The organism is Ruegeria sp. BG3, assembly GCF_056538485.1.
Map to the genome: position 1 here is coordinate 1 of NZ_JBQFTE010000008.1, position 25,418 is coordinate 25,418.

Consider the following 25,418-nt stretch of genomic DNA (forward strand, 5'->3'; position numbering starts at 1 on the left):
CTCGATCTCGTCGCGCTGACGGCCCAGCTCGGATGTGATCGAGCCGAAAAGCTCAGGATCACGGTCCGACAAAGACTGGGTGAAAAAACCGTCGATACGATTGGGGGCGTTCATGACGCAGTCCTCCTAGGCGGTCCGAAGCTCGGCCCTACAGAGGGGCCAGAGCAGGAAATTGATATACGCGAGTGTCAGATCACGCGATCTCGCGGTTCGCGGCCTTCGAAAAAGTCGCTGAGGTTGTCCAGCACACGGAACCCCATCGCCTCGCGCGCCTCACGGGTGGCACTACCAAGATGAGGCAGCATCACAAGGTTGTCGCATTGCAAAAGGTCGGGGTTGATCCGAGGCTCTCCGTCGAACACGTCCAACGCTGCGCCTCCGATCATGTCGAAGGTCAGGGATTGGATCAGGGCGCGTTCGTCAATCACCTCGCCACGAGCCGTGTTGATCAGGAATGCGTCCGGTTTCATCAGATCCAGACGTTGCGCGTTGATCAGGTGCTTGTTTGCAGCGCCGCCGGGACAATGGAGCGAGACGAAATCGCATTGCGGCAGCAGATCATCCACGGTTTCGACCTGAGTGGCATTGCATTGGGCCAGAATCTCGGTCGCGATTTTGCTGCGGTTGTAGACAACGATCTGCATGCCAAAACCGTGATGAGCACGCCGGGCCATTTCCCGCCCGATGCGGCCATATCCGATGATGCCCAGCACCTTGCCACTTACCTTGGTGCCGATCAGATGCGTGGGGCGCCAGCCGGTCCAATTGCCGGCCCGCAGCTCGCGTTCCCCTTCGCCAGCGCGGCGCGCCACCATCAGCAGCAAGGTCATTGCGATATCGGCGGTGCATTCGGACAGCACGTCCGGCGTGTTGGTGACGGTCATGCCCAGCCCACGCACTGAGGGCTCGCAGATGTGACTGTAGCCAACGCCGTAGTTTGCCAGGATTTTCGTCTGCGCACCGGGAACGTCCAAAGCCTCGGAGCTAAGGGTATCTGTGACGGTCGGCAGGACCGCATCATAGGATTTCAGCGCGTGCCGGATTTCAGCCGGGGACATGGGTTTGTCCCCGGTATTCAGCACGGTGTTGTAGGTCTCGGCCAGCTGCGCCTCGACGGCGGCAGGCCAGCGACGGGTAACAAGGACCGAGGGTTTGACCATCACGCGGCCTCCATCACACGGGCGATGGTTTCGCCGATCACGGCAGGGTTTTCGGCCACGGTCACACCGGCGGCGGACAGGATTTCAACCTTCTCGCTGGCACTTTCGCCGAAGGCCGAGATGATCGCACCGGCATGACCCATGGTCCGGCCTTTCGGAGCGGTCAGACCCGCGACGTAGGCCACCACAGGCTTGGTGATGTGATCGCGGATGAACTCGGCGGCTTCGGCCTCCTGAGGGCCTCCGATCTCACCGATCATGGCGATGATGTGGGTGTCTTCATCCTCTTCGAAACGCTGGAGAATATCCTTGAAGGACGAGCCGTTGATCGGGTCGCCGCCGATGCCAACGCTGGTCGAAACACCGATCCCGCGCTCTTTCAACTGCGCGGCAGCCTCATAGCCCAGCGTCCCCGAGCGACCGATGATGCCCACGTTGCCCGGCAGATAGATATGCCCCGGCATGATCCCCAGCAGCGCTTTGCCAGGCGAGATGGTGCCCGCGCAGTTCGGCCCGGTCAGAACCATGCGCTTTTCCTTGGGGTAGCGGTACATGTAGCGCTTCACGCGGATCATGTCCTGCGCGGGAATACCGTCGGTGATGCAGACACAATAGCGAATACCGGCATCTGCGGCCTCCATGATCGAGTCCGCCGCAAAGGGCGGTGGAACGAACACTAGGCTGGCATCCGCGCCAGTGGCTTCAACCGCCTGTTTGACGGTGTCGAAGACCGGAACGCCTTCGACGGTTTCACCGCCTTTACCTGGAACCACGCCGCCCACGACATTGGTGCCGTAGTTCAGCATGTCCTTCGTGTGGAACCGCGCCATACGGCCGGTGATACCCTGCACGATCACGCGCGAGTTACGATCGAGAAGAATGCTCATTACACAGCCCTCATCTTGGTGCCTTGGGTAAGGTCGTTGCGCCATGCGCCCACGGCGCGTTCGGCCGCCTCCATCAAAGTGGTGGCGCGGATGATCGGAAGACCGGACTTGGCGAGGATCTTCTGACCCTCTTCCACATTGGTACCGGCCAGGCGCACGACGACAGGGATGTCGATATCCAGCTCTTTCAAAGCCTGTACGACGCCCTCGGCCACCCAGTCGCAACGGTTGATACCCGCGAAGATGTTCACCAGAATGGCCTGCACATTGTCGTCCGAAAGAACCAGACGGAAGGCTTTAGCCACACGCTCGGGCGAGGCGCCACCACCGATATCGAGGAAGTTCGCAGGCTCTCCGCCAGCCAGTTTGATCGTGTCCATGGTCGCCATCGCAAGACCGGCGCCGTTCACGATGCAGCCGATATTGCCGTCGAGACCAACATAGGACAGGCCCCGGTCACCGGCACGGCTTTCGCGCGGGTCTTCCTGGCTTTTGTCGCGCAGTTCGGCGATCTGCGGGTGACGGAACAAGGCGTTGTCGTCGAAGCTCATCTTCGCGTCCAGCGCCAGAACGCGGTCGTCTCCGGTGATTACCAGTGGGTTGATCTCGACCATAGTGGCATCCAGATCGCTGAAGGCGGCGTAGCAGCCCTGCAGCGTGCGGACCATGTGCTGGATCAGCTTCGGCTCCAGCCCCAGTTGGAACGCGATTTCACGGGCCTGGAATTCTTGCAGACCCACTGCGGGTTCAACGATCGAACGCACGATGCTGTCTGGGCGCTCGGCCGAGATATCTTCGATCTCCATCCCGCCTTCCGAGGACGCAACGATCATCACACGCTGGCTCGAGCGGTCCAGCACAAAACCCAGATAGATTTCGCGATCAATCGGTACCGCAGCTTCCACGTAAACGCGGTAGATCCCTTTGCCTTCAGGACCAGTCTGATGCGTGACCAACTTGCGGCCGAACATGTCATCACAGGCTGTGTAGATCTCATTTTCGGTGTTGCACAGCTTGACCCCACCGGCCTTGCCGCGCCCGCCTGCATGGACCTGCGCTTTGACGATCCACTTGTCGCCCCCCAGTTCACGCGCCCGATAGGCCGCCTGTTCCGGGCTATAGGCCAAAGCACCGGGCGGCACTTCGACACCGAAATTCGAAAGTAGTTCTTTCGCCTGATATTCGTGAATATCCATCTGCAATCCTCCCGTTCTTGCAGTGAAATTAAGCAGCCATCGAAGTGCCGTAGCGGCTTTCCAGCAGGGCTTCGATTGCGTCCCGATCAATCTGCCCACCCAACTCGCGCATCGCCTCGGCAAACAGGCGCACGATCCGGCTGACGGATTTCCGGTTCAACTGGTTGAGGATACCGATCCGCACCTGCACGGGCGCGCTGAGCGTGGGCCAGATGCCAAAACCGCGCGCACGGCAGTTCTGCACCAATTCCATCTCGCGACCGGCAAGCTCCGGTGGCAGGTTCAGAACGATCAGGCTCGGCATGTCCGAGGTAACCTCGCACCCCAGTTCGACCACGGCATCACGCAGGACGCGTTCGTGAATGCGGTAAGACGCTGCGCGCTTGGCAAGCCCTTCCTGCAATGTCAGACGCAGCGCCTCGTGGAAGGCGGCCACGGCATAGCCCGAATGCGTCCGGTGATAGGTGCCTTTCTCGACGTCCTTGCCATCGACGATACCCCAATGGCGCGCCTCGAAAATCGGGTTGTGCACATAGGTGTAGGCACCGCTGGTCTTGAGGCTGTCGATGAAGGCATCTGTGAAGCTAACCGGAGCGTAGGTCAGCGGCAGGCAGCACAGACCTTTCTGCGGGCAAGAGGCCCAGCCTGCGATACCGGGGTAGTCGTCGATCGAAAAGTCATCCACGCCCAGCGACGACACCGCGTCGATCAGACCCATCGCGCCGTGACGCTCACACGCGTCCGAAAAACCGCGAATGTCGTTGATCCGGCCGGACCCGGTTTCCCAGTGGGCCATGAACGCCCATTTGGGCTTGTGCTCGGCCAGGACTGCTTCGACGATTTCTCCTGTGACAGACTGGCCATGCGGAACCTCGATCACGGTGACGCTGGCAGCTTGTGGGTCAAGCGGATTGGCTGCGTGTTCGGCGGGCGTCGCCGCCTTGATCCGCAGGGTCAGCGCATCAATGCCCGAGAATGTGCCGTTGGCAAAAGCCACAACCTTGTCGCCCGGCATGACGGCCGAGAACATAGTGTCCAGCGCGCTCCAACCCGTGCCGGCGACGGCAAAGGTATAGGCATTCTGCGTACCCCAGATTTCGCGCAGCATGTGCTTACACTCGATCATTCCGCGCAGAACGTCGCCCTGCATGTGATCGGCGACCCCTGCCCCCGCAAAGGCTTGCAGCACGCGGGCATCCGTGTTGCCGGGTCCGGGACCCGCTGCAAGGGTCTCGGGGATTTCGAGCGGAGGGAAAATCTGGAAAGTCATTGTGCGGCTTCCTCGGCTGTTTCTCAGGCTCAGCGGCCCGTTTGGTTGAGTTGCCGTGTAGAAAACGTGGTCTTGCCAGATCACGCAACGTAACTTACTACTGATTTAGCATGCCTAATAGGATGGGGTATTACCTACCCAAAGGTGTAAAAATACGATAGTATACTAAAAACATACCCACCCATTTGGGTAGTTTTTTAGCTTTAAGGGCAAATTCATATGGCTGAAGCTCCATCAAAGCCCATCGACGTCATGCTGGCGGACGGCAACCCTCTGGTCCTGTCGGCGATGTCAGAGATCTTTGAACGCGACCCGCGATTCTCATTGGTCGCGACTTCGGCCACGGCCGAAGGATTCCTTGGCACGGTCATGCGGGTGCCTGTTCAGGTCGGCGTAGTGGACTGGACATTGCCCGCCCTTGGCGCCGCAAAACTGATCGAGGTGCTGCGCGACCAAGCCAGCGCGCCGCGCTTCGTGGTCTATGGCGATGCCAATGCCGACGTTCCGCGACTTGCGATGCAGGCCGGGGCTGCCGGGTTTGCCGCACGCTCGGGCGAGGTTGAAGGGCTTCTGGACACCTGCGAGAAAGTGGCCGCGGGCAAGATGGTGTTTCCGTTCATAGACGTCCGGAAAATGCAGCAGGACCCGATCGAAAGCCTGTCGCGCAAGGAACGCACCATCCTCGAGGCGCTGGCGCAGGGCATGTCCAATCGCGAACTTTCAAAAGAGCTCGAGATTTCGACAAACACCGTGAAGTTCCACCTGTCGAACATCTACGACAAGCTGGGCGTCAAAAACCGGACCCAAGCCATTGCGCAATATTATGCAGCGCGGATGCAAAGGGACTGATACGGACCGTAATCTGGTAAACTCGGGATTTTCCGGGCATGCTTTGGGTTCACACCCGCAGCCGGAGGACCTCCAATGCCGCAATATAATGACATGTTCGAACTCTCCATCGAGGACATGGAACTGATCGAACAGGCCCTGCGACAGGCGATGGCCTCTTATTCTAATGAGGCGAATGATACCAACGAAGACACCATCCGCCGGATGCATGATCTTCTGGGCAAGCTGCATGATCAGAAGATTTTCTATCGCCCAAAGACCGGCAGCTATGTCGGGGGCTGATCCGCGCTTTGCAGACTCCTCAAAAACAGAATAAACCGTTTGCAAATATGTGAATTCAGAGGCGACGCAGTATGAGCTACCTTGGCATTGATCTGGGAACGTCCGGGCTGCGCGCCCTGCTCTTGGCAGAGGACGGCAGTGTGCTCGGCTCGGCAGAGCATTCCTGCTCGTCGGAACATAAGCATCCCGGTTGGAGCGAACAGGACCCCGCCGAATGGATCGCGGCCCTAGAGGGGGCGGTTGCCGCGTTGCGGGACGCCCATCCTGAATTTTCAGATCTGCGAGCCGTTGGCGTGGCGGGACACATGCATGGCGCAACGCTGCTGGATTCCAAAGGTGATGTGATCCGGCCCTGTATTCTGTGGAATGACACGCGCGCGGATGCCGAGGCCCGGCATCTGGACGCCCTGCCCGGTATTCGCGAGATTTCGGGCAATATCGTTTTCCCCGGCTTCACGGCCCCCAAGCTACTCTGGGTCAAGGAACATGAGCCGGACAATTTCGCCCGTATCGCGAAGGTTCTGCTGCCTGCGGCCTATATGAACTATTATCTGACAGGCGACTACGTCGCTGACATGTCGGACAGCGCTGGCACATCTTGGCTGGACGTCTCGCGCCGCGCGTGGTCCGAGGAGTTGTTGATCGCCGGACAAATGTCGGACTCTCAGATGCCTCGCCTGGTCGAAGGATGTCAGCCCGCAGGTACTCTTCGCGCCGATCTTGCCAGCCGTTGGGGTCTACGCAATAGCGTCACCGTCGCAGGCGGCGCGGGAGACAACGCCGCAGCTGCCTGTGGCTTGGGTGCTCTGAATGAGGGGGACGGGTTCATTTCTCTTGGCACCTCCGGGGTGCTGCTGGCTGCGCGCGATGGCTATCACCCCGATCCGGCCTCGGCTTTGCACACGTTTTGCCATGCCGTGCCCGATCGCTGGTATCAGATGGGCGTTATGCTGTCTGCAACCGACAGCCTGAACTGGCTGGGCCAAATCACTGGCCAAAAACCCGCCGACCTAACGCGTGGATTGGGCGAGGAGCTGCGAGCGCCGGGGCGCGTACAGTTCTACCCTTACCTCTCAGGTGAGCGCACCCCGCACAACGACGCCAACATTCGCGGCGGCTTTACCGGGCTGGGAAAAGACACCGACAAGTGGGATCTGACCTGCGCCGTACTTGAGGGGGTCGCCTATGGCCTTAGCGACTCGTATGACGCGCTGGTGCAGACTGGCGCGCGGATTGATCGGCTGATCGGCATCGGCGGCGGTACAAAATCGAACTATTGGGTCAAGCTGATCGCAACCGTTCTGAACGTCCCAATCGAGTTGCCCAAAGATGGAGAGTTCGGCGCAGCACTGGGGGCCGCACGTCTTGCCCAGATCGCAGAAACCGGCGCGTCCCCGGAAGACATCCTAAAGCCCCCTAGCATCGGTGAATGCGTTCTGCCCGACAGCAGCAAAACCGCAGATTACGAGGCAGCCAAGGCGCAGTTCAAAGCCGCCTACGGACCTCTGCGGCAAATCTCCTCGCGGGGTTGATATTCGGGCCGTGGCTCAGTGACAGTCAGGACAGCACACCCGCTGGTAACATCTGAGCTTTGCCAGCCCGGCGCACAATATGCTAACATAAAGGCTGCGTGGCCCTCATCCGGCAAGCCTGTTGCATGCTTTCTTTCGGCATATTGAACCCTCATTTCCCGAGGGCCGCCGCGCCACAAAGATCAATCAATTTGACCCGTCTGGGCAGAGCTGATCACGGATCGGACGCAGACCTGCCCCCAGAAAGGACCATCGATATGTATAGCATAATCGCGACCTGGTATTTGAAACCCAAACAGGAGGCCGAAGGGATTGCAGCCCTGAAGCAACTGGCCCAAGACGTGAAGCAGGAAGAGGACACCTGGGGCTACCTCATCCACACGGGCGGCGAAAATTCGGCGCCGCCGTCCAGTGAGGGCACCGTCGTATTCATCGAAATCTACAAGGACTTCAAAGCTTTTCTAGCCCATGTGAACGGCCCGATCTTTACCGCATTCAAAAAAGACCACGGGCAGCTTTTTCAGCCCATACCGGGCTCTGACAGCCCGTTCTTTCTGGTCGAAAACATCGACAGAATTGGAGGATTTCTGCGCCCGCAGGCGGGGTCTTAACCACCGTGCGAACCGGCTCCGGTGAGTAACCCTTTGCGGGCGTGCAAAACCCGCGCACAATTCATGGGCGACGAATTGTAGATTTTGTGATACTAAAGAACGCGAAATTGTTTCTTTGTTTCATATTCGGCGCAATTTCAGCGCTCAGGGGCAGCCATTTTGGGACGTCCGAATGTCAATTGCAGCGAATGCGGCGCGGCCAATCCTGCCGGGTCCAACTTTTGCCACGGCTGCGGCAATGCACTGACCCTAGCCTGTGGGTCCTGCGGCGCGTCAGCGATGGCGCACGCAAAGTTCTGCACCGCTTGCGGGGCTGCTCTGCTGAGTCAGGACAGTCCCCCACCGGCTGCCCCTTTGCCCTCTCCCAAGGACGCACCAGAAGACGTGGCCGAACGTCGCCAACTGACCGTCATGTTCTGCGATCTGGTGGGTTCAACGGCCCTGTCCGAAAGACTCGACCCCGAGGATTACCGCGAACTGATCACGCAATACCGCGAGCTGGTTGGCCGGACCGTCACCAAATTCGGCGGCGAGATTGCCAATTATGCCGGAGACGGTGTGGTCGCCATCTTCGGCTATCCCACCGCGCAGGAACTCAGCCACTATTCCGCCGCTCTTTGCGCGCTTGAGATTGCGGGCGCGACGCGTGACGGGAATGCGGGGCTAACGGACAAGTCGGTTTCGACAAATGTGCGGATCGGGATCCATACCGGACCTGTGGTGGTGGGCACGGCGGCCGGCACATCAAGTTCTGAAAAGGTCTGGCTGTTTGGCGATACACCGAACGTTGCGGCGCGTATTCAGGCTGCTGCGGATGTGGGTCAGGTTGTGGTCTCGGAAGTGACACGCAGGTTGATCGGAGAGCGTCTGGATTTCACCTCGATCGGCAGCCCGCCCTTGGCAGGTGTCAGCACACCGTTGCTGCTCTATGTGGTCGGGCCGAAGATTTCCGGTTTTGAAACTGGGCGCAAAGACTTCGCGCACGACAAGACACCGACCATCGGGCGCACAGCTGAAATCGCTCTGGTCCAGTCCAGATGGGACGGCGCGCTGGACGGAGAGGGGCAGGTTCTGCTGCTGACTGGTGACGCGGGTGTCGGCAAATCCAAGATCGCTTTTGGCTTGAAAGACAAGCTAACCAGCGAGAACTCCACCCAGTTTACCCTATTCGGATCGCCGTTGCATCAAAGCAGCGCGTTTTTCCCGATCAAGAATGCGCTGACGACGCTGACGGGCATGCTGCCCAACGCGCGCCCTGAGGAAAGCCGGGATAAAGTCACCCGGTTTCTGACCGATCTGAACCTTGATGCCGAAACCTGCGCCGCGCCTATCCTGCGCCTGATGGGGCTGGAAGACAGCACCTCTCTGGTCGCGCCGATGGGCCCCGAGCGGGAGAAGGGTGCGTTGATCGAGGCGCTTTTGCAATTGTGCGCGGGGCTGGAACAGCACCAGCCGCTATTGCTGCTGCTCGATGATGTGCATTGGTTCGACGCCTCGACGCTGGAATTTGTCAACGGCTGGATCGAACAGGTGTCGAACCGCCGCTGCCTGATCCTGATGACCGCTCGGACCGAGTTCCAATCGCCATGGCGCAACCAATCCCATGTCACCAGTCTGGAGCTCAATCGGCTTGTGCGCCGTGACATCTATAAACTGGTTGAAAGCATCTCGGGCGTGCGGCCGTCGCCGGAAGTTCTCAGTCAATTGGCCGACCGCACCGACGGCGTACCGCTATTCGTCGAAGAGTTGACCAAGATGGCGATGGAATCCGGCCTTTTGGTCAACCGCGGCCAGAGTCAGGCTGAGTTGTCCATGGCGATCCCGGAATCGCTGCAGGATTCGCTGATGGCCAGATTAGACCGTTTGTCGGCCAGCCGCGAGATCGTTCAGGTCGCCGCAGCAATCGGTCGAAACTTTGAGCGCAAGCTGCTTTCCGAGGTTTTGGACTGGACCGAAAACGACATCACCGAAGCGCTGAACCAGCTGCTTGAAACCGAACTGATCGTGCCCGCAGGCCAGCCGGGTACGGCAGATGCCTACCGGTTCCGCCATGCGCTGGTGCAGGATGCGGCCTATCAATCCATGCTGCGCTCAACAGCCTCACGATGGCACGGCCAAATCGCTGCGGTTCTTGAGGAGAAATACGCCGAAACCGTCGCGCGCGAGCCTGAAATTCTGGGGCATCACTATTGGCGCGCCGGCAATTATCCCGCCGCCGAGGGCAAACTGATGACCGCTGCCCGGCAGGCATTGGACCACTCGGCGAACGTCGAGGCGATCACTCATTTGCAACATGCATTGGAATGCTTGCAGGAAATGCCGCAATCGCAGGAACGCGACCGGCGTGAGATCGACATGCAGATCATGATCGCCGTGCCTCTGGCCTTCGTCCGGGGCTATGCGCATAAATCGGTTTTGTCGGCCTATGCGCGGGCGCAGTCCCTGTGCCGCGAATATGGCGAAACAGAGCGGTTGTTCAAAGTGGTCTACGGACAGTTCCGCTCGACCATGCTGGGCGGGGAATATGAGATCTCGAAACAGAATGCAGACCGACTGGTCTCGCTCTGTCAGGATTTATCGAGCCCGCTGACCATTGTCTCAGCCGAACGCTCAATGGGATCGCTTCAGACCTATCTGGGCCACCCCAAGGACGCGTTGAAACATCTTGAGGCCGGCCTTGAGGTTAATCTGTCCATCGAACATCGCTTCATGGGCCTCGATTTCGATGTGGTTGACCTTGCTGTGGCTCTGCAGGGTTATCGCGCGCTTTCCTACTGGTTGTCTGGCGACGAAGCCAGCGCCCTGACAGCGATCAAGGCAGCGCTGGTCCATGCCGAAGAAACCGCGCACCCGTTCAGCCAATCTTTCGCCAATGCTTTCCTGGGATGGATTTCCCATTTCCGGGGCGATGAGGCGACGGTGCAGGACAGTTCGGCCATTTTGATCGCCCTGTCCGAGGAATATTCGTTCCAGTTCTGGCGCGGTTGGGCGCGGGTCATGAATGGCTGGGTGCGCCGAAGCACGGATGGTGAAAAGGCCTTGGAAGAGATCGCCCTGGGCCTGCGCGAATGGCGTGATACCGGCTGCCGCCTTGGTCTGAGCTTCTTCCTGTGCCTCTACGCGGATGCGGCTATTCTGCACGGCAAACTGGAACTGGCCGAGGAGCTGTTGGACGAAGCCGAAGCCTTCGCCAACGACAGCGGTGAGAAATTCTGGGGCGTCGGGCTGACCTGCCTGCGCGGTCGGTTGGCCATGGCCCACGGGGACGACAGCGCCGGGATCGACCACCTTAAAGACGCTGCCATGGTGGCGTTGCAGCTTGGCCATTACGGCCCGCTTTTGCATGTCATTCGGGAATTGGCCGAGCTTGAGACCTCGCCAAACTGCCTTGGTGAGATCTCGAAAGCCGTGACCGCTGACAAGACCAAAGCACCCGCGCTGGTCGAGGTAAAAGCCATTTTGAAAACCCTAAAAACAAAACAGCCGGAGGCATGATCGGGCGGAATTTGAGCAAGTAGAATTGTCACAGCCAGTGGGGGAGATCACAGCCAAATGACAAAGAAAAAAGCCAAAAGCGACCCGTGCCATCAGACGGATGTCACCGGCGTCATGCCGAAACTGCCAAAACAGTTTGACACGTTCCCCTTCTATTATGCCTCGCTGCAATGCCAATGGATGTATTGGTACACCTCGGTCGAAGTTGCCCGCCAGTTTGTGAAAGGCACCGGCCTTTGCGTCGCCGAATTTCCTGATGAAGACGGCGAGAACAAGGCAGTCATCCTGCTGAACTTCCAACGCTATACCGCGCACTATGACAACTCGCTGGGCTTCGTGAACGAGGTCGAGTTCAACCTACTTGCCTATCCCAAGAACCGGGTGCCGGGCGTGCCGAAGATGTCCCTGACCGAGTATCTTCACGGCCGCGATCAGACGAAAACCATTGGCCATCTACGGGTTCATGTGGCCGCCGACAACGCCATGGCCGTCAAGGCCGGACGCCAAGCGTTCGGAGAACCCAAGTTTCTGGGCCAGTTCAACTACAAGGTTCCTTCGCTGAATGCCAAGATGAAGGGGCACCCACCGATTTCGCCTAAGAAATGGTGGATCCAACTGGTCAATCCCGACGATCCGCAAACCATCGTCTATGATCTGACGGCCGATCTGGGCAAACTCAAGGGCGATCACTGGACTCTGACCAACTGCACTCCGATCCCTGAGTTCGCTACCGGGCTTGGACGCACTGTTTGGACTCGCTGGACCATCTCGGGCCTGTTTGAAACCGCGATGCTGACCACGAAAGAGGGCAAACGCATCGCAAAAAGCTTCAAGCTGAAACTGGGCAACAACGATTTCCCGATGACCCGCGACATGCGCACGCTGTTCACCGATTTGACGCCAGTGGCCGTGCAGGTCTTTGAAAGCCCGCCCGCCTGCTTTGAGCCTCGTGGCTTCTATGTGGACGCAATTGATGGGGATCGCCATGAAGACGCATGATGACACCCCCGAGTTTCAAGCCTTTCTGACCGTCAGCGCCGCCCTGACCGGATATAGCAGCGCCGAGCTGCAAGGCACCGGATGCGCAGGCGAATACTGGCATCAGTTCCGGCAAGTGTTGCCCGCCGAAATCCTCAAGGAGTTCCTGTCCCATTCCGACAAGCTGGGCAAGCAGGACGACGACCGGATCATGCGTCAGACTTATCTGTCGGACAAATGCCTCGGCCCACTGTCGCGCACGCTGATTCAGCTTTGGTACACCGGCCAATGGGTGCCGCTTTCACAGGAATGGCGCGAAAGCTACGGCGCGTCGCGGTTTGATGTGGTCAAGATCATCTCGACCAGGTCCTACAAGGAAGGGCTGGTCTGGGACGCCATCGGAGCTCATCCCCAAGGGGCCAAGCAACAGGGCTTTGGCGCATGGGGCCTTGAACCTCCAAAACAGCGGGGGGCAGGCAAATGAGCGCAATTGCAGATGACGATCGGACCTATGATGTGGTCATCGTGGGGGCCGGGTTTGCCGGGGGCATTCTGGCAAAGGAGCTGGTCTCGGCCGGTCATTCGGTTCTAATCCTCGAAGCCGGAGAAGACCATGGCAAGACGTGGGAGACGTATCGCTCCTACCTTGATCAGTACTATCTGTCGCTGGCCAAGACGCCGAACTCTCCCTATCCGAACCTACCAACCCTGCCCTCACCTTCGGTGCTGGACATCACCGCAGTACGAGGCACCGAACCGGACACCAACGGGTACTTCGTGCAACGCGGCCCCTTGCCCTTTGGCAGCAACTACCTGATGGCCTTTGGCGGAACCTCGTTACATTGGCTGGGCACAAGCCTGCGTATGATGCCTGCGGATTTCGAGATGCAAAGCCGCTTTGGCAAAGGCGTTGACTGGCCCTTTGGCTATCAGGACCTGCGCGCAGACTATGAGCGCGCCGAGTGGGAGATCGGTGTCTCGGCCGACGCCGACGAACAGACGCCCAAGGCACTGGGTATTCGCACGTCAGGACGGCACGACAATATCGGGTATTTCGACAAGGAATACGACTACCCGATGCATTCGATCCCGTCGTCCTATGTGGATGGCTTCTTTGCCAAGGCAGACGGGATGCCTATCGAAATCGGTGAGGATGCGACCAGCACGGTTCAACTGAAAGTCTCGCGCACGCCGCAGGGCCGGAACTCGACCCCGCGCAAGCCAAGGACTGCCAAAGGCATTCAGGTTGGCGACAAGCGCAGGCAGCAATTCCGCCCGCGCGGCGCGACCGGACCATTCGCCTATATGGGTCAGCGATGCGAGGGAAACTCAAGCTGCATTCCGATCTGCCCGATCCAGGCCAAATACAACGCGATGAAAACGCTCGAGGATGCCAAGCACGAAGCCAAGCATCAGATGGAGACGATCACGCAGGCCATCGCCTCAAAGGTGGAACTGGCTGAGAGCGGGCGTGTATCTGGTATCGTTTACAAGAAATACCCGTTCCCCGGTGTGCCTCAGTACGAACTGCGCCGGGCCAGAGGTAAGCAATATGTGCTGGCTGGCGGTGCGGTGGAAAACGTCACTCTGGCGCTGGCCTCGGGGATTTGCACCAGCAGTGACGAGCTGGGCCGCAACCTGATGGACCACCCCTACATGATGACATGGGGTGCCGCGCCAGAGCCGGTTGGCCCGTTTCGCGGGCCCGGATCGACCTCGAGCTACGCCAATTTCCGGGACGGAAACTTTAGGAACAAGAACGCGGCCTTTCGGTTGGAGATCGGTAATTGGGGCTGGAACTTTGCCGCTGGCTCTCCGAACTCTGACGTGGCGCGGCTGGTCGAGCAGGACAACCTCTATGGCACCGCCCTGCGCGACAAGCTCTATCACGATGTCCAGCGGCAGGTCCGAATTGGCACGATGGTCGAGCAACTGCCCAGAGCTACTAACCGCGTGACCATCGACCCAGCCTACCGCACGCCCATGGGCGAATACCGCCCGGTGATCAGCTATGATCTGGACGACTATTCCCGCGCCGGGCTGGCCGCAGCCAATGACACCTGCGCGCAGATTTTCCAGCGGCTGGGTATCAAGAACCATACCTCCTACAGCCCATCGGACGCGGGGTATTTGACCTATGATGGAAAGGGTTACACCTTCTTCGGTGCAGGCCATCTGGTCGGTACGCACAGGATTGGAACAGACAGGCACAACTCGGTCACCAATGACGAGATGCGCGCATGGGACCACGACAATCTGTGGCTGGTGGGCGCAGGCTCGATGCCGACGATTGCCACGTCCAACCCAACGCTGACGATGTCTGCCATGGCCTTCAGGGCCGCCAGAGCCATCCAGAAGGCCGTTCGGAAAGGGGGTGCGAAATGAGTTCGAAAAAGAAACTGGACGCCGCGCGCAAAAATCTCTGCAAACATCTGCAAGACGCTTTGATGCTAGAGCTTTCGACAATCCCGCCTTACGCGACGGCCTGCTATTCGATCCTGGAGCAGGGGCAATACGACCGGTCCGAGCCGACTATCGTCAACGCCGAGCCGATCGAGGTGATCCGTCAGGTCATGGTCGAAGAGATGCTGCATATGGTTCTTGCGGCGAATGTGATGAACGCGATCGGGGGTACGCCTCAGCTGAACAATCCCAACTTGCTGCCGAAATACCCGACAGAGCTTTTGAACGGGGCCGGGCCAGAGGTGCGTCTGCGTAAATTCTCGCCCAAACAGGTCAAAAGCTTCCGCAAGATCGAAACCGCGCCGAAAGACCTCCGCAAGGCATTGAGGGGGCACTATTCCACCATCGGCGGATTCTACGCCTATGTCAGGAAGCTGCTGGAAGAAGCGTGTAAGGAGTTCGGGGACAAAGAGATCTTCATCGGCGACCCCGCGCGTCAGATCTCCAATGACGACTATTTCGGCGCGGGCGGTGAAGTTGTCGAAATCACCGGCTCCCCCGCGCAACGTCGCAAAGCGGCTTTTGATGCCATCCAAAAGATCATGGAAGAAGGTGAAGGCGCAGATCTGGGTGGCAAAGCTGGTGACGGAGACACCATTCCGGGGCCAGCCGGTCATGAGGACGTTGCGCATTTCTTCAAGTTCAACGAAATCCTGCACAGCCGCTATTATCACCCGGACGATCTGGCCGGTGATCCGCCCACCGGGGGTGACCTGATCGTTGACTGGAGCGCGGTCTCGCCCATGAAAGACGACCCCAGCGAGGAGAACTACAAGTCCGCCCCCGAAATCGCCGCGATTTCGGCCGAGTTCAACGCCGCGTGGTCCGGTTTGCTGGACGGTCTGCACATCGCCTTCAACGAGGATAAATCCGCTTTGCGCGACCTTGTTCCAACGATGTATTCGATCAAGTCGCTGGCGCAAAAACTGATGCGCATCCCATTGCCGGACGGATCGGACGAGACAGCCGGGCCGACATGGACCTACCTTGCGCCGAAAAAGCGGGGCTGACCTGTAGCCTAAAAACCGGTGAGACCCGTTTATGCACCTCAGTCGAAATAGGTGTCTTCCGCTAAGTCCAACAAAGATTGTGCGGAGAATTTCAGTTTGCTAACGTCATGGTCGCGCTGGGGAGGGCGCGGCATCTCAATGTTGGACTATTCGCACAATGCGTGGCTCGTGGCGGCCTCGTTGGCCGTGGCGCTGATGGCCGGCTTTACTGGTCTTTACCTGACGCATGGCGCGTCGAAACTGGACAATCAACGGCGTAAATTCATCGTCGCCCTCGCAGCCGTGATACTGGGTGGTGGTATCTGGTCCATGCATTTCGTTGCCATGCTGGGCCTGCAACTGCCGATCCTGTTTTATTACGACGCGCTGGTGACGCTGATCTCGGCGCTGGTTGCCATCCTTATGGTGGGACTGGCGCTGCTGCTTTTGCATTTCCGTCCCAGAACCCCGCCGACCATCATTGGCGCGGGCGTGATCGTGGGGCTTGGCATCGTTGTCATGCACTATGTCGGCATGGCCGGGATGCAGCTGTGCCGGCCCGTCTACAGCTTGTTCGACATCGTCTTGTCGACCGCGGCCTCGGTTGTTCTGTCGGTTCTGGCGATCTGGGTGGCTTACGACAGCCGAACCCATCGGAACATCCTGCTGGGCACGGCCTGTTTCGGCATTGCCGTGTTTTCCATGCATTTCATCGCAACCGGTCTTACGGATTTCGTGGCCACCGAAACCGCTGGCGCTGCCGGGCCTGCGCTGGACAACCAGATTCTGGCGATGGGCGTCACGGTTGCAGTCTTCCTGATCTGTGGGGCCTTCCTGCTGACCGGGATCACCTTCATCGAACCCAAGCCTGAATCCGCAGCGGCCCCCACACCCGCGCCTCAACCAGAACCGACCCCGACCCTACGCGCCGGGGTGCCGTTTGAACGCGAAGGCCAGACCTTCTTTGCCGAACCCGCCCAAATTGCCGCCATCCGGGCCGAGGGGCACTACACCATCCTCTATATCGATTCTGAGAAGCTGTTCTGCCCCTGGTCCATCACCGAGGCCGAGACGCGCCTACAGCCCGATGGCTTCCTGCGCGCCCATCGAAGTTATCTGGTGAACCCCAAACATGTTTCAAGCTTCGAGAGGCATAAGGACAACGGGACATGTTATTTCGACTCTGTCGAGGCTCTCAGTAAAGTACCCGTCAGCCGATCTCGCCTGTCAGATATCCGCGACGCTTTGGGCCTTTGATCGCAACTCGTGCAGCTCATTCGCATTTCGTGAAACAAGCTGCGCGCCCCGTTCCATACGGCTGGAACCGCTGAGCGCACCCCTCTTTCCTGATTGAAGGTACCCCAAGGTATACCGCTTGGACCCAGGGAGGAAAAACATGATACCAGCCGGTTTTGAGTATCACCGGCCAGGCGACATCGCCTCGGCCATCGGCATTTTACAAGAACACGGAGACGAAGCGCGCGTGATCGCGGGCGGGCACAGCCTGATCCCGATGATGAAGCTGCGCATGGCCGAGATGGGCCATCTTGTCGATCTTCAGGCCATCGACGAACTCAAGGGCATTGAGGTCGGGTCCGATACCGTGACCCTAGGCGCCATGGTGACGCAGCATGAGTTGATCACCCATGACGGTCTCGCCACTGCCATTCCGCTGATCCGCGAGGCGGCGTTGCAGATCGCCGACCCTCAGGTCCGTTATATGGGCACCGTCGGTGGCAATGTCGCCAATGGCGACCCAGGGAACGACATGCCGGGTTTGATGCAGTGCCTGAACGCGACGTTTGAACTGTCCGGTCCCGATGGGTCGCGCAGTGTCGCCGCGCGTGGGTTTTACGAGGCCGCCTATTTCACCGCGCGCGAGGATGAGGAAATCCTGACCCGGATTTCGATCCCTGTGCCGGGGGCTGGTGTTGGTCAGGCGTATGAGAAGCAAAAGCGCAAGATCGGGGATTATGCGACGGCCGCCGCCGCTGTTATGTTCGGAAACGGCACGGCCTCGGTTGCAATGACCAACCTTGCGGACACCCCAATCTGGTCCGAAAGCGCCAGCGCTGCGTTGGCCAATGGCGATGTGAACGGCTGTGTTGCTGCCATGCTGGATGCCATTGAGCCTGTGGCCGACAATCGCGGACCCGTCGAATTCAAGAAACATGTGGCGGGCGTGATGCTGCGCCGCGCCATCGACCGCGCGCAAAGCCGCGCGGGTTGAGGGGAGGATAAAATGTCGAAAATGCACGTCAAACTCACCGTGAACGGCAAAGAGGTCGAAGGTCTGGCCGAGCCGCGCACGCTGCTGATCCACTTCCTGCGGGAAGATCTGAAAATCACCGGTCCTCATATTGGTTGCGAGACCAGCCATTGCGGGGCCTGCACCGTGGATATCGATGGCAAATCCGTCAAATCCTGCACGACTTTTGTGGCGCAGGTGAATGGCGCCGATATCACCACCGTCGAAGGCCTCACCAATGACGATGGCAGCCTTGGCGTTTTGCAGCAAATGTTCCGCGAACATCACGGGTTGCAATGCGGCTTCTGCACGCCGGGGATGATCACCCGCGCGCATCGCTTGCTGCAGGAAAATCCAAACCCCTCTGAGGAGGATATCCGTTTCGGCATGGCTGGGAACCTCTGCCGCTGCACCGGCTACCAGAACATCGTCAAGGCGATCTCGGCCTCGGCTGACATGCTGAACGCTCAGAAGGAGGCTGCGGAATGAACGACCAAACTCTGACCCCCGAAGAACGCGCCGCCAATCTCAAAGGGATGGGCAGCTCGCGCAAACGCGTCGAGGACGTGCGCTTTACCCAAGGCAAGGGCAACTATGTCGATGACATCAAGCTGGACGGCATGCTGTTCGGCGACTTCGTGCGCTCTCCCTACGCGCATGCCCGCGTTGTCAGCGTCAACAAAGAGGCCGCCTTGGCGATGCCCGGCGTGATCGCTGTTCTGACCGCCGAGGATCTGGCTCCGCTGGGCCTGCATTGGATGCCGACGCTTGCCGGTGACAAGCAGATGGTTCTGGCCGACGGCAAGGTGCTGTTCCAAGGCCAGGAAGTCGCCTTTGTGGTCGCCGAAGACCGCTATATCGCCGCTGATGCCGTCGAACTGATCGATGTCGAATACGAAGAACTACCTGTTCTGACCGATCCGTTTGAGGCGCTGAAATCCGATGTGGTCCTGCGCGAAGACCTTGAAGGTCAGACCGAAGGTGCGCACGGACCACGCAAACATCACAACCACATTTTCACTTGGGAACAGGGCGACAAGGACGCGACCGAAGCCATTCTGGCCGAAGCCGACGTGGTGGCGGAAGAGATGGTCTACTACCACCGCACCCATCCTTGCCCGCTGGAGACCTGCGGGTCTGTGGCCAGCATGGACAAGGTGACCGGAAAATTAACGCTGTATGGTACGTTTCAGGCTCCTCACGCGATCCGGACGGTTGTCTCACTGATCTCCGGTATTGCCGAGCACAATATCCGAGTGATCAGCCCTGATATCGGTGGCGGGTTCGGCAACAAGGTTGGGGCTTATGCAGGTTATGTCTGCTCGGTCGTTGCCTCGATTGTCACCGGCAAGCCGGTGAAATGGGTCGAGGACCGGATGGAGAACCTGATGTCCACCGCCTTTGCCCGTGACTACTGGATGCAGGGCAAAATTGCCGCCACAAAGGATGGCAAGATCACTGGTCTCTGGTGCCACACCACGGCGGATCACGGTGGCTTTGACGCTTGTGCCGACCCGACCAAGTTCCCTGCCGGGTTCATGAACATTTGCACCGGGTCCTATGACATCCCCACCGCCTATCTGGCCGTGGATGGTGTCTATACCAACAAGGCTCCGGGCGGAGTGGCCTATCGCTGCTCCTTCCGCGTGACCGAGGCGGCCTATTTCATCGAACGGATGATCGAGGTTCTGGCCATCAAGCTGAACATGGACGCCGCCGAGCTGCGCCGGATAAACTTCATCAAGGCCGATCAGTTCCCGTACCAGTCGGCTCTGGGCTGGGAGTATGACTCGGGCGATTACCATACCGCTTGGGACAAGGCATTGAAGGCTGTCGATTACGAAGGTCTGCGGGCAGAACAGGCGCAGCGGGTTGAGGATTTCAAGGCTGGCAAGACCCGCAAACTGCTGGGCATTGGTCTGACGCATTTCACCGAGATCGTAGGCGCGGGGCCAGTAAAGAACTGCGATATCCTTGGGCTTGGTATGTTCGACAGTTGCGAGATCCGCATCCACCCGACTGGTTCTGCCATCGCGCGGTTAGGGACGATCTCACAGGGTCAGGGCCACGCCACGACTTTTGCACAGATCATCGCCAGTGAGATCGGCCTGCCCGCTGATGATATCACTCTGGAGGAAGGAGACACCGACACGGCACCGTACGGTCTAGGGACTTATGGGTCTCGGTCCACGCCTGTCGCGGGGGCTGCAACGGCAATGGCCGCGCGCAAAATCCGTGCCAAGGCGCAGATGATCGCGGCTTATCTGCTTGAGGTCCACGACGACGATGTCGAATGGGACGTTGATCGGTTCTCGGTCAAAGGCGCGCCCGAGCGGTTCAAGACCATGAAGGAAATCGCCTTTGCCGCCTACAATCAGGCGATTCCGGGACTGGAACCCGGTCTGGAGGCGGTCAGCTACTACGACCCTCCGAACATGACCTACCCGTTCGGGGCCTATATCTGCGTCATGGAGATCGACGTGGATACCGGTGAGTGGGACGTGCGAAAGTTCTATGCGCTGGATGATTGTGGCACCCGGATCAACCCGATGATCATTGACGGGCAGGTCCATGGTGGTGTGACCGAGGCCTTGGCCATCGCAATGGGGCAGGAGATTGCCTATGATGAGATGGGCAATGTGAAAACCGGCACGCTAATGGACTTCTTCCTGCCAACCTCGTGGGAGACACCGAACTATATCACCGACTACACGGTGACCCCCTCCCCGCACCATCCGATTGGCGCGAAGGGGGTTGGGGAAAGCCCGAATGTGGGAGGCGTGCCCTGTTTCTCGAATGCGGTGCATGATGCGTTCCGTCCCTTTGGGTTGTTGCAAAGCCATATGCCGCATGACCACTGGCGGATCTGGAAGATCGCCAATGGGTTGGGGATGCATGGGTGATTGGGTTCGGATCGGCTTGACCGATCCGACCGAACGGAGGGGGCCAGCCCCCTCCGAACCTCCCCCGGGATATTTTTAGCCAGATGAAGAATGGATCCTGGTTTTGACTTTGAGTGACGTGCAGAACGGATTGGCCGCGCAGGGTTATGTTGCTGATGATCGGTTGGCGATGGCGCTGCATCTGGCGCAGGCTTTGGGGCGGCCCCTGCTTCTGGAAGGTCCGGCAGGCGTTGGCAAGACCGAAGTCGCTAAGGCTCTGGCTGCCCAACACGACGCGCGGTTGATCCGCTTACAGTGTTATGAGGGCCTGGATGCCAGCCACGCCATTTATGAGTGGAACTACCAACGACAATTGCTGGCCATCCGCGCGAGTGAAGCCCAAGGTGGCACAAGCGAAGCGCAGTTATTCTCGGATGACTATCTTCTGAAACGGCCCCTTTTGGAGGCGATCAGTGAAGACAACCCTCCGGTTCTCTTGATAGATGAGATTGACCGCGCAGATGAGGAGTTTGAGGCCTATCTGCTTGAGATATTGTCTGATTTTCAAATCACGATTCCGGAGCTTGGGACGATCAAGGCACGCTCCCGCCCGATTGTGATCCTGACGGCCAATGGCACGCGGGACCTTTCAGACGCATTGCGGCGGCGGTGTTTGTATAGCTATCTCGGCTATCCTTCGCGCGAGACAGAGATGGCTATCTTGAGGGCGCGCATGCCCTCTGTTGAAGGGTTGTTGGCACGTCAGATCGTCGGGGTTGTTCAGGCCCTGCGCAAAGAAGACCTTGAGAAAACGCCGGGCATTGCCGAGATGCTGGACTGGGCCGCCGCCCTGTCGGGGCTGGGTGTGAACGACATGGCCCAGTCTCGGGGCGAGGTGCAGGCGACGCTGGTGTGCCTGCTGAAAACCGCCGCCGACTATGACGCCGCCCCGCCTGAGGTTCTGGATCGCTTGATCGGGAAGGTTGCGTGATGCAGGTCACCCGGTTCCCTTCCCGCGCGGCAGGCTTGGCGGACCGCATGAGCGGCTTCATGGCCCATCTGCGGATGAACGGATTGCGCGTGGGTCCCGCCGAAACCGGTGACGCGCTGGCCGCCTTGGCGGCGGTCGAGGCAACCGACGCGGCACAGGCCAGACAGGCTTTGTGCGTGTTGCTGACGGGCAGCGCCGAGGATTGGCGACGCTTTGATGAGCTGTTCGACGCCTACTGGTTCAATGTCGGCAAGCAGCGCAGTGGGACAGCGCAGACCGCACATGTACGGGTGCAGTCGGCGAAACCGAAGATCTGGCAGCAGCAAACACAAGACGAACAGGATCCGCAAACGGATACAGATCAGGCAGCCGCCACTCCTGATCCGGGCGACGGGGAGGCCGAAGGGATGGAGGGGAAGTTGATTGCGACCCGAACGGCCAACCTGTCGCGCCGGGATCTGCGCGAGTTGATGGATGACGAGTCGCTGAGACAGGCCGAACGCGCCGCGACCCAGCTGGCTCGGGCAATCCGCGACCGCCGATCTCGCCGACATAAACAGGCGCAGCGTGGTCGGACGTTGGACATGCGACGGATACAACGGGCCAGTCTGGCACGGGGTGGAGAGCCGATGGACCTCTATCGCCGTGCGCGACCGCCGCGACCGATGCGGATCGTTGCGCTATGCGATGTCAGTGGGTCCATGACCGTCTATTCCCGCGTTTTCCTGGCGTTTCTCAAGGGCCTGATCGGCAGCGGCACCGAAGCCGACGCCTATCTGTTCCATACCCGTCTAATGCGCGTGACAGACGCACTGCGCGATCACGACTCAATCCGCGCTGCGGGGCGGCTTTCACTGATGGCCGAAGGGTTTGGCGGCGGGACCGATATCTCTGGCAGTCTCGATAGCTTTCTGGATGGTTACGGCGCGCGGGCGCTGAACGGACGGACGATCGTGCTGATCTTGTCGGATGGCTATTGCAGCACAGCTCCGCAGGCCTTGGGGCAGGTTCTGGAACGGATTCAACGCAAAGCGCGCCGGGTCGTCTGGCTGAACCCGCTGAAAGGTTGGCAAAATTACCAACCCGTTGCCGCTGCCATGCAGGCCGCAGAACCCTATCTGGACGCCCATCTGCCCGCCAATACACTTGAGGCGCTGGCAGCGCTGGAACCTGAATTCAGAAAACTGTGAAAGGATATACCGATGGCAGGTTTCGACATTTTCGACACGATTGAAGAGCTGCGCCGCACCGGCGATGCCTTTTGCGTGGCGACAGTCCTGCGCACCGCCGATGCGACCTCGGCCAAGGCCGGAGGCAAGGCGGCCATCACCCGCGACGGTACGGTTCTGGGCCATCTGGGGGGTGCCTGCGTACAACGGGCCGTACGCGCCGCAGCGCAAGAGGCGCTGGTGTCGGGTGAGCCGAAAATGATCCGCGTCAAACCCTCGGACAAGGTTGTGTCTATGGCCGACCCGGACGGTGTTCAGACCTACAAAAGCGGGTGCCCATCCGGAGGGACAGTGGACATGCTGATCGAACCCTATCAACACGCCCCGCGCTTGATCATATTCGGAGACTCTCCGATCGCGCAGGCGTTGGCGTCCCATGCGGCACTGGCTGGGTTGCGCGTGTGTTTGCCTGAGGGTGCTGAAAACACGGTGAAATTCACCCCCTTTGATCCCAACGACCTGAACGCATTGGGCGTTGAAGCGCGTGATTTTGTAGTGGTGGCGTCACAAGGCAAAGGCGACGGAGCGGCATTGAAAGCTGCGCTGCAATCACCCGCGCGCCGCGTGTCCATGGTCGCAAGCCGCCGCAAGGCCGAAGTGCTGTGTGCCAAACTGGAAACACAAGGGCTGAGCACTGAACAGGCCAAGCGCCTGAAATCGCCCGCCGGGTTGGATATCCACGCCATCGACCCGCATGAAATCGCGCTTTCGATTTTGGCTGAAATCATCATGTGGCGTAACTCTGATAAATCCCAGGAGACATCCCATGATGAGAAAATGGCTTAACTGGCTGCACGCTTTCAAGGCGGCGCAGCCCGAGTTGACCGCGGAAGAGGCGACCGAAAAAGCCCTCCGTGTCTTTCCGAAATGTTGTTAAAAAAGGACCCCCCAGATGGAACTCACTGACGAAATCCGCATCGCTGCCCCTAAGGATGCTGTTTACCGCGCGCTCAACGATCCCGATGTGCTACGTGAATGCATTCCGGGCTGCGAAGAGTTAATCCAGCATTCGCCCGAACATCTCGAGGCCAAAGTCGTCCTGAAAATCGGCCCGGTCAAGGCCCGCTTCAACGGCGAAGTGACGCTGGACAACTCCCAGGCGCCAGATGCGTTTTCGCTGTCCGGCGAAGGCAAAGGCGGCGCGGCTGGTTTTGCCAAAGGCGGCGCAGATGTAACCCTGACCGCCGACGGAGACGAGACGGTTCTGTCTTACACCGCCAAGGTTACGATCGGCGGCAAGATCGCACAATTGGGCAGCCGCCTGATTGCAGGGACGGCCAAAAAGCTATCCGGCAAGTTCTTCGACAAGTTCGGAGAAGTCGTTGCAGAACAATTCGTTCAATAGGCGTTGCGTTTAACGTATATAAACGGGTGTGGCAGGGCCTGCCACACTCCCTCTGATTTCCCTTAGCCCTGTGCCTCATCCTGCATGTAGGCGACGACATTGGCGATGTCAGCCTCTTTCTTCAGGCCGGGGAACTGCATTTTGTTGCCAGGCAGAAACCCTTTGGGGTCAGTCAGAAAAGCCGCCAGATTCTCGGGCGTCCAGACAAGATCGGCAGTGGCAAGCGGGTCGGAATATTTGAATCCGTCCACCTGCCCCGCAGATGCACCCACCACATTGAAAAGCGAGGGACCTACGCCATTGCGGCCTTCTTTCAGCTGATGGCAGGCTTTGCACTTGCGAAAGACCTTCTTGCCCGCTTTGAGATCCCCGTCCACTGCGGCGATTGCAACTGGGGCGGCGGTCGCGGCTTCGGCCTTGTTTCCGTCTATCGTAAACACAAGCCGCGCGGTGATCGGTACGGTCCGCGTGATGCCGGGTAGGTCGGCCAGTTCCATCAGCTTGTCAACGCCTGCATCCACGCCTGCATCCTCGGTGCTGAGAAAAACCATATCATTGGTAGATACCATCACCGATGTCTCGGTCAGTCTAACCAAAAACATCTCGGCGTCGAACTCGATTTCGGTCCCGACCAGAGACAACGCGGCCTCGACATCGATGATCGACGATGCGCCCACGGCAAGGCCCGAGACCTCCTCCATATCGAATTCAGCGGTCAGGGCAGCGGTGCCTGCCTTGCGGAACACGTATTCGATCATCCGTTCGTTGCGTATGTCGATATTGGTTTCTACTGAGGACAGATCAATCTCGATCTCGACCTTGCCATCAGGGCTGACATGACCGCTCAGCCCGGTGAAGGAGTTGACCTCGCCCACTGTGTCTTTCTTGATCGTGCCATAAGCCAGGTGCGAGGCATCCGAGGACAAAGTCCAACTTTCCGAAAGAGCCGGGGTTGCAACAATTGCAGACGCAATCGTGACTGCTTTCAACAGAAGTTTCATTTCATTTCTC

22 protein-coding genes are annotated in these 25,418 nt (G+C 59.2%); 17 read left to right on the top strand and 5 right to left on the bottom strand.

Going from position 1 to position 25,418, the window contains the following annotated elements; translation table 11 throughout:
• Positions 1 to 188: 188 nt before the first annotated feature.
• The 4 genes from ACR0AI_RS13330 to ACR0AI_RS13345 are packed head-to-tail and all read right to left on the bottom strand — an operon-like array spanning position 189 to position 4,513.
• Positions 189 to 1,160: a 2-hydroxyacid dehydrogenase gene (locus tag ACR0AI_RS13330; protein ID WP_480674673.1), complete on the bottom strand. Its 972-nt coding sequence runs from the start codon at positions 1,158 to 1,160 to the stop codon at positions 189 to 191.
• On the bottom strand, positions 1,160 to 2,047 hold the full coding sequence (gene sucD, locus ACR0AI_RS13335; RefSeq protein ID WP_170380404.1) for a succinate--CoA ligase subunit alpha: 888 nt from the start codon (positions 2,045 to 2,047) through the stop codon (positions 1,160 to 1,162). Before sucD ends, ACR0AI_RS13330 begins: the two co-directional genes overlap by 1 nt.
• Positions 2,047 to 3,243, bottom strand: coding sequence for a malate--CoA ligase subunit beta (locus tag ACR0AI_RS13340; RefSeq protein ID WP_170661481.1), 1,197 nt, complete (start codon positions 3,241 to 3,243; stop codon positions 2,047 to 2,049). Before ACR0AI_RS13340 ends, sucD begins: the two co-directional genes overlap by 1 nt.
• A gap of 28 nt (positions 3,244 to 3,271) precedes the next feature.
• Positions 3,272 to 4,513 carry an aminotransferase class V-fold PLP-dependent enzyme gene (locus tag ACR0AI_RS13345; RefSeq protein ID WP_170667684.1) on the bottom strand — a complete coding sequence of 414 codons (1,242 nt, stop codon included), beginning with the start codon at positions 4,511 to 4,513 and terminating at the stop codon, positions 3,272 to 3,274.
• A 219-nt stretch (positions 4,514 to 4,732) separates the two neighbouring features.
• Here ACR0AI_RS13345 and ACR0AI_RS13350 point away from each other — a divergent pair, with 219 nt between their 5' ends.
• The 17 genes from ACR0AI_RS13350 (at position 4,733) to ACR0AI_RS13430 (ending at position 24,407) form a co-directional block, all read left to right on the top strand.
• On the top strand, positions 4,733 to 5,362 hold the full coding sequence (locus tag ACR0AI_RS13350; protein ID WP_247748029.1) for a response regulator transcription factor: 630 nt from the start codon (positions 4,733 to 4,735) through the stop codon (positions 5,360 to 5,362).
• A gap of 75 nt (positions 5,363 to 5,437) precedes the next feature.
• Positions 5,438 to 5,644 carry a hypothetical protein gene (locus ACR0AI_RS13355; RefSeq protein ID WP_480674676.1) on the top strand — a complete coding sequence of 69 codons (207 nt, stop codon included), beginning with the start codon at positions 5,438 to 5,440 and terminating at the stop codon, positions 5,642 to 5,644.
• Between the two features lie 71 nt (positions 5,645 to 5,715).
• The gene (gene xylB, locus ACR0AI_RS13360) at positions 5,716 to 7,176 is read left to right on the top strand and encodes a xylulokinase (protein ID WP_480674678.1); all 1,461 of its coding nucleotides are present in this window, start codon (positions 5,716 to 5,718) and stop codon (positions 7,174 to 7,176) included.
• A gap of 257 nt (positions 7,177 to 7,433) precedes the next feature.
• The gene (locus tag ACR0AI_RS13365; protein WP_170556057.1) at positions 7,434 to 7,787 is read left to right on the top strand and encodes an antibiotic biosynthesis monooxygenase; all 354 of its coding nucleotides are present in this window, start codon (positions 7,434 to 7,436) and stop codon (positions 7,785 to 7,787) included.
• Positions 7,788 to 7,946: 159 nt separating this feature from the next.
• Positions 7,947 to 11,282 carry an adenylate/guanylate cyclase domain-containing protein gene (locus tag ACR0AI_RS13370; RefSeq protein WP_480674680.1) on the top strand — a complete coding sequence of 1,112 codons (3,336 nt, stop codon included), beginning with the start codon at positions 7,947 to 7,949 and terminating at the stop codon, positions 11,280 to 11,282.
• A 57-nt stretch (positions 11,283 to 11,339) separates the two neighbouring features.
• Positions 11,340 to 12,281: a hypothetical protein gene (locus ACR0AI_RS13375; RefSeq protein ID WP_170641324.1), complete on the top strand. Its 942-nt coding sequence runs from the start codon at positions 11,340 to 11,342 to the stop codon at positions 12,279 to 12,281.
• Positions 12,268 to 12,744, top strand: a complete 477-nt coding sequence (locus ACR0AI_RS13380) for a hypothetical protein (RefSeq protein WP_480674683.1) — start codon at positions 12,268 to 12,270, stop codon at positions 12,742 to 12,744. The genes ACR0AI_RS13375 and ACR0AI_RS13380 overlap by 14 nt, the downstream gene beginning before the upstream one ends.
• The gene (locus ACR0AI_RS13385) at positions 12,741 to 14,645 is read left to right on the top strand and encodes a GMC family oxidoreductase (RefSeq protein WP_480674685.1); all 1,905 of its coding nucleotides are present in this window, start codon (positions 12,741 to 12,743) and stop codon (positions 14,643 to 14,645) included. The genes ACR0AI_RS13380 and ACR0AI_RS13385 overlap by 4 nt, the downstream gene beginning before the upstream one ends.
• Positions 14,642 to 15,733, top strand: a complete 1,092-nt coding sequence (locus tag ACR0AI_RS13390) for a ferritin-like domain-containing protein (RefSeq protein ID WP_480674687.1) — start codon at positions 14,642 to 14,644, stop codon at positions 15,731 to 15,733. The genes ACR0AI_RS13385 and ACR0AI_RS13390 overlap by 4 nt, the downstream gene beginning before the upstream one ends.
• A 138-nt stretch (positions 15,734 to 15,871) precedes the next feature.
• Entirely contained in the window at positions 15,872 to 16,969 is a 1,098-nt protein-coding gene (locus ACR0AI_RS13395; RefSeq protein ID WP_480674689.1) for an MHYT domain-containing protein, read from the top strand.
• 139 nt (positions 16,970 to 17,108) lie between these two features.
• A complete protein-coding gene (locus ACR0AI_RS13400; protein WP_480674691.1) occupies positions 17,109 to 17,942 on the top strand; it encodes an FAD binding domain-containing protein in 834 nt (277 codons plus the stop codon).
• Positions 17,943 to 17,954: 12 nt separating this feature from the next.
• Complete coding sequence (locus ACR0AI_RS13405; protein WP_480674693.1) at positions 17,955 to 18,449, top strand: (2Fe-2S)-binding protein; 495 nt, start codon at positions 17,955 to 17,957, stop codon at positions 18,447 to 18,449.
• Positions 18,446 to 20,863, top strand: coding sequence for an aerobic carbon-monoxide dehydrogenase large subunit (locus ACR0AI_RS13410; protein WP_480674695.1), 2,418 nt, complete (start codon positions 18,446 to 18,448; stop codon positions 20,861 to 20,863). The genes ACR0AI_RS13405 and ACR0AI_RS13410 overlap by 4 nt, the downstream gene beginning before the upstream one ends.
• A 103-nt stretch (positions 20,864 to 20,966) precedes the next feature.
• Positions 20,967 to 21,833 carry an AAA family ATPase gene (locus ACR0AI_RS13415; RefSeq protein WP_480674696.1) on the top strand — a complete coding sequence of 289 codons (867 nt, stop codon included), beginning with the start codon at positions 20,967 to 20,969 and terminating at the stop codon, positions 21,831 to 21,833.
• A complete protein-coding gene (locus ACR0AI_RS13420) occupies positions 21,833 to 23,023 on the top strand; it encodes a vWA domain-containing protein (protein ID WP_480674698.1) in 1,191 nt (396 codons plus the stop codon). Before ACR0AI_RS13415 ends, ACR0AI_RS13420 begins: the two co-directional genes overlap by 1 nt.
• A 12-nt stretch (positions 23,024 to 23,035) precedes the next feature.
• Positions 23,036 to 23,848, top strand: coding sequence for an XdhC family protein (locus ACR0AI_RS13425; protein WP_480674700.1), 813 nt, complete (start codon positions 23,036 to 23,038; stop codon positions 23,846 to 23,848).
• Positions 23,849 to 23,954: 106 nt separating this feature from the next.
• Entirely contained in the window at positions 23,955 to 24,407 is a 453-nt protein-coding gene (locus ACR0AI_RS13430) for an SRPBCC family protein (protein WP_480674702.1), read from the top strand.
• Between the two features lie 62 nt (positions 24,408 to 24,469).
• On the opposite strand, the gene ACR0AI_RS13435 is transcribed toward ACR0AI_RS13430, so the two are convergent.
• On the bottom strand, positions 24,470 to 25,408 hold the full coding sequence (locus ACR0AI_RS13435) for a c-type cytochrome (protein ID WP_480674704.1): 939 nt from the start codon (positions 25,406 to 25,408) through the stop codon (positions 24,470 to 24,472).
• Positions 25,409 to 25,418 lie beyond the last annotated feature (10 nt).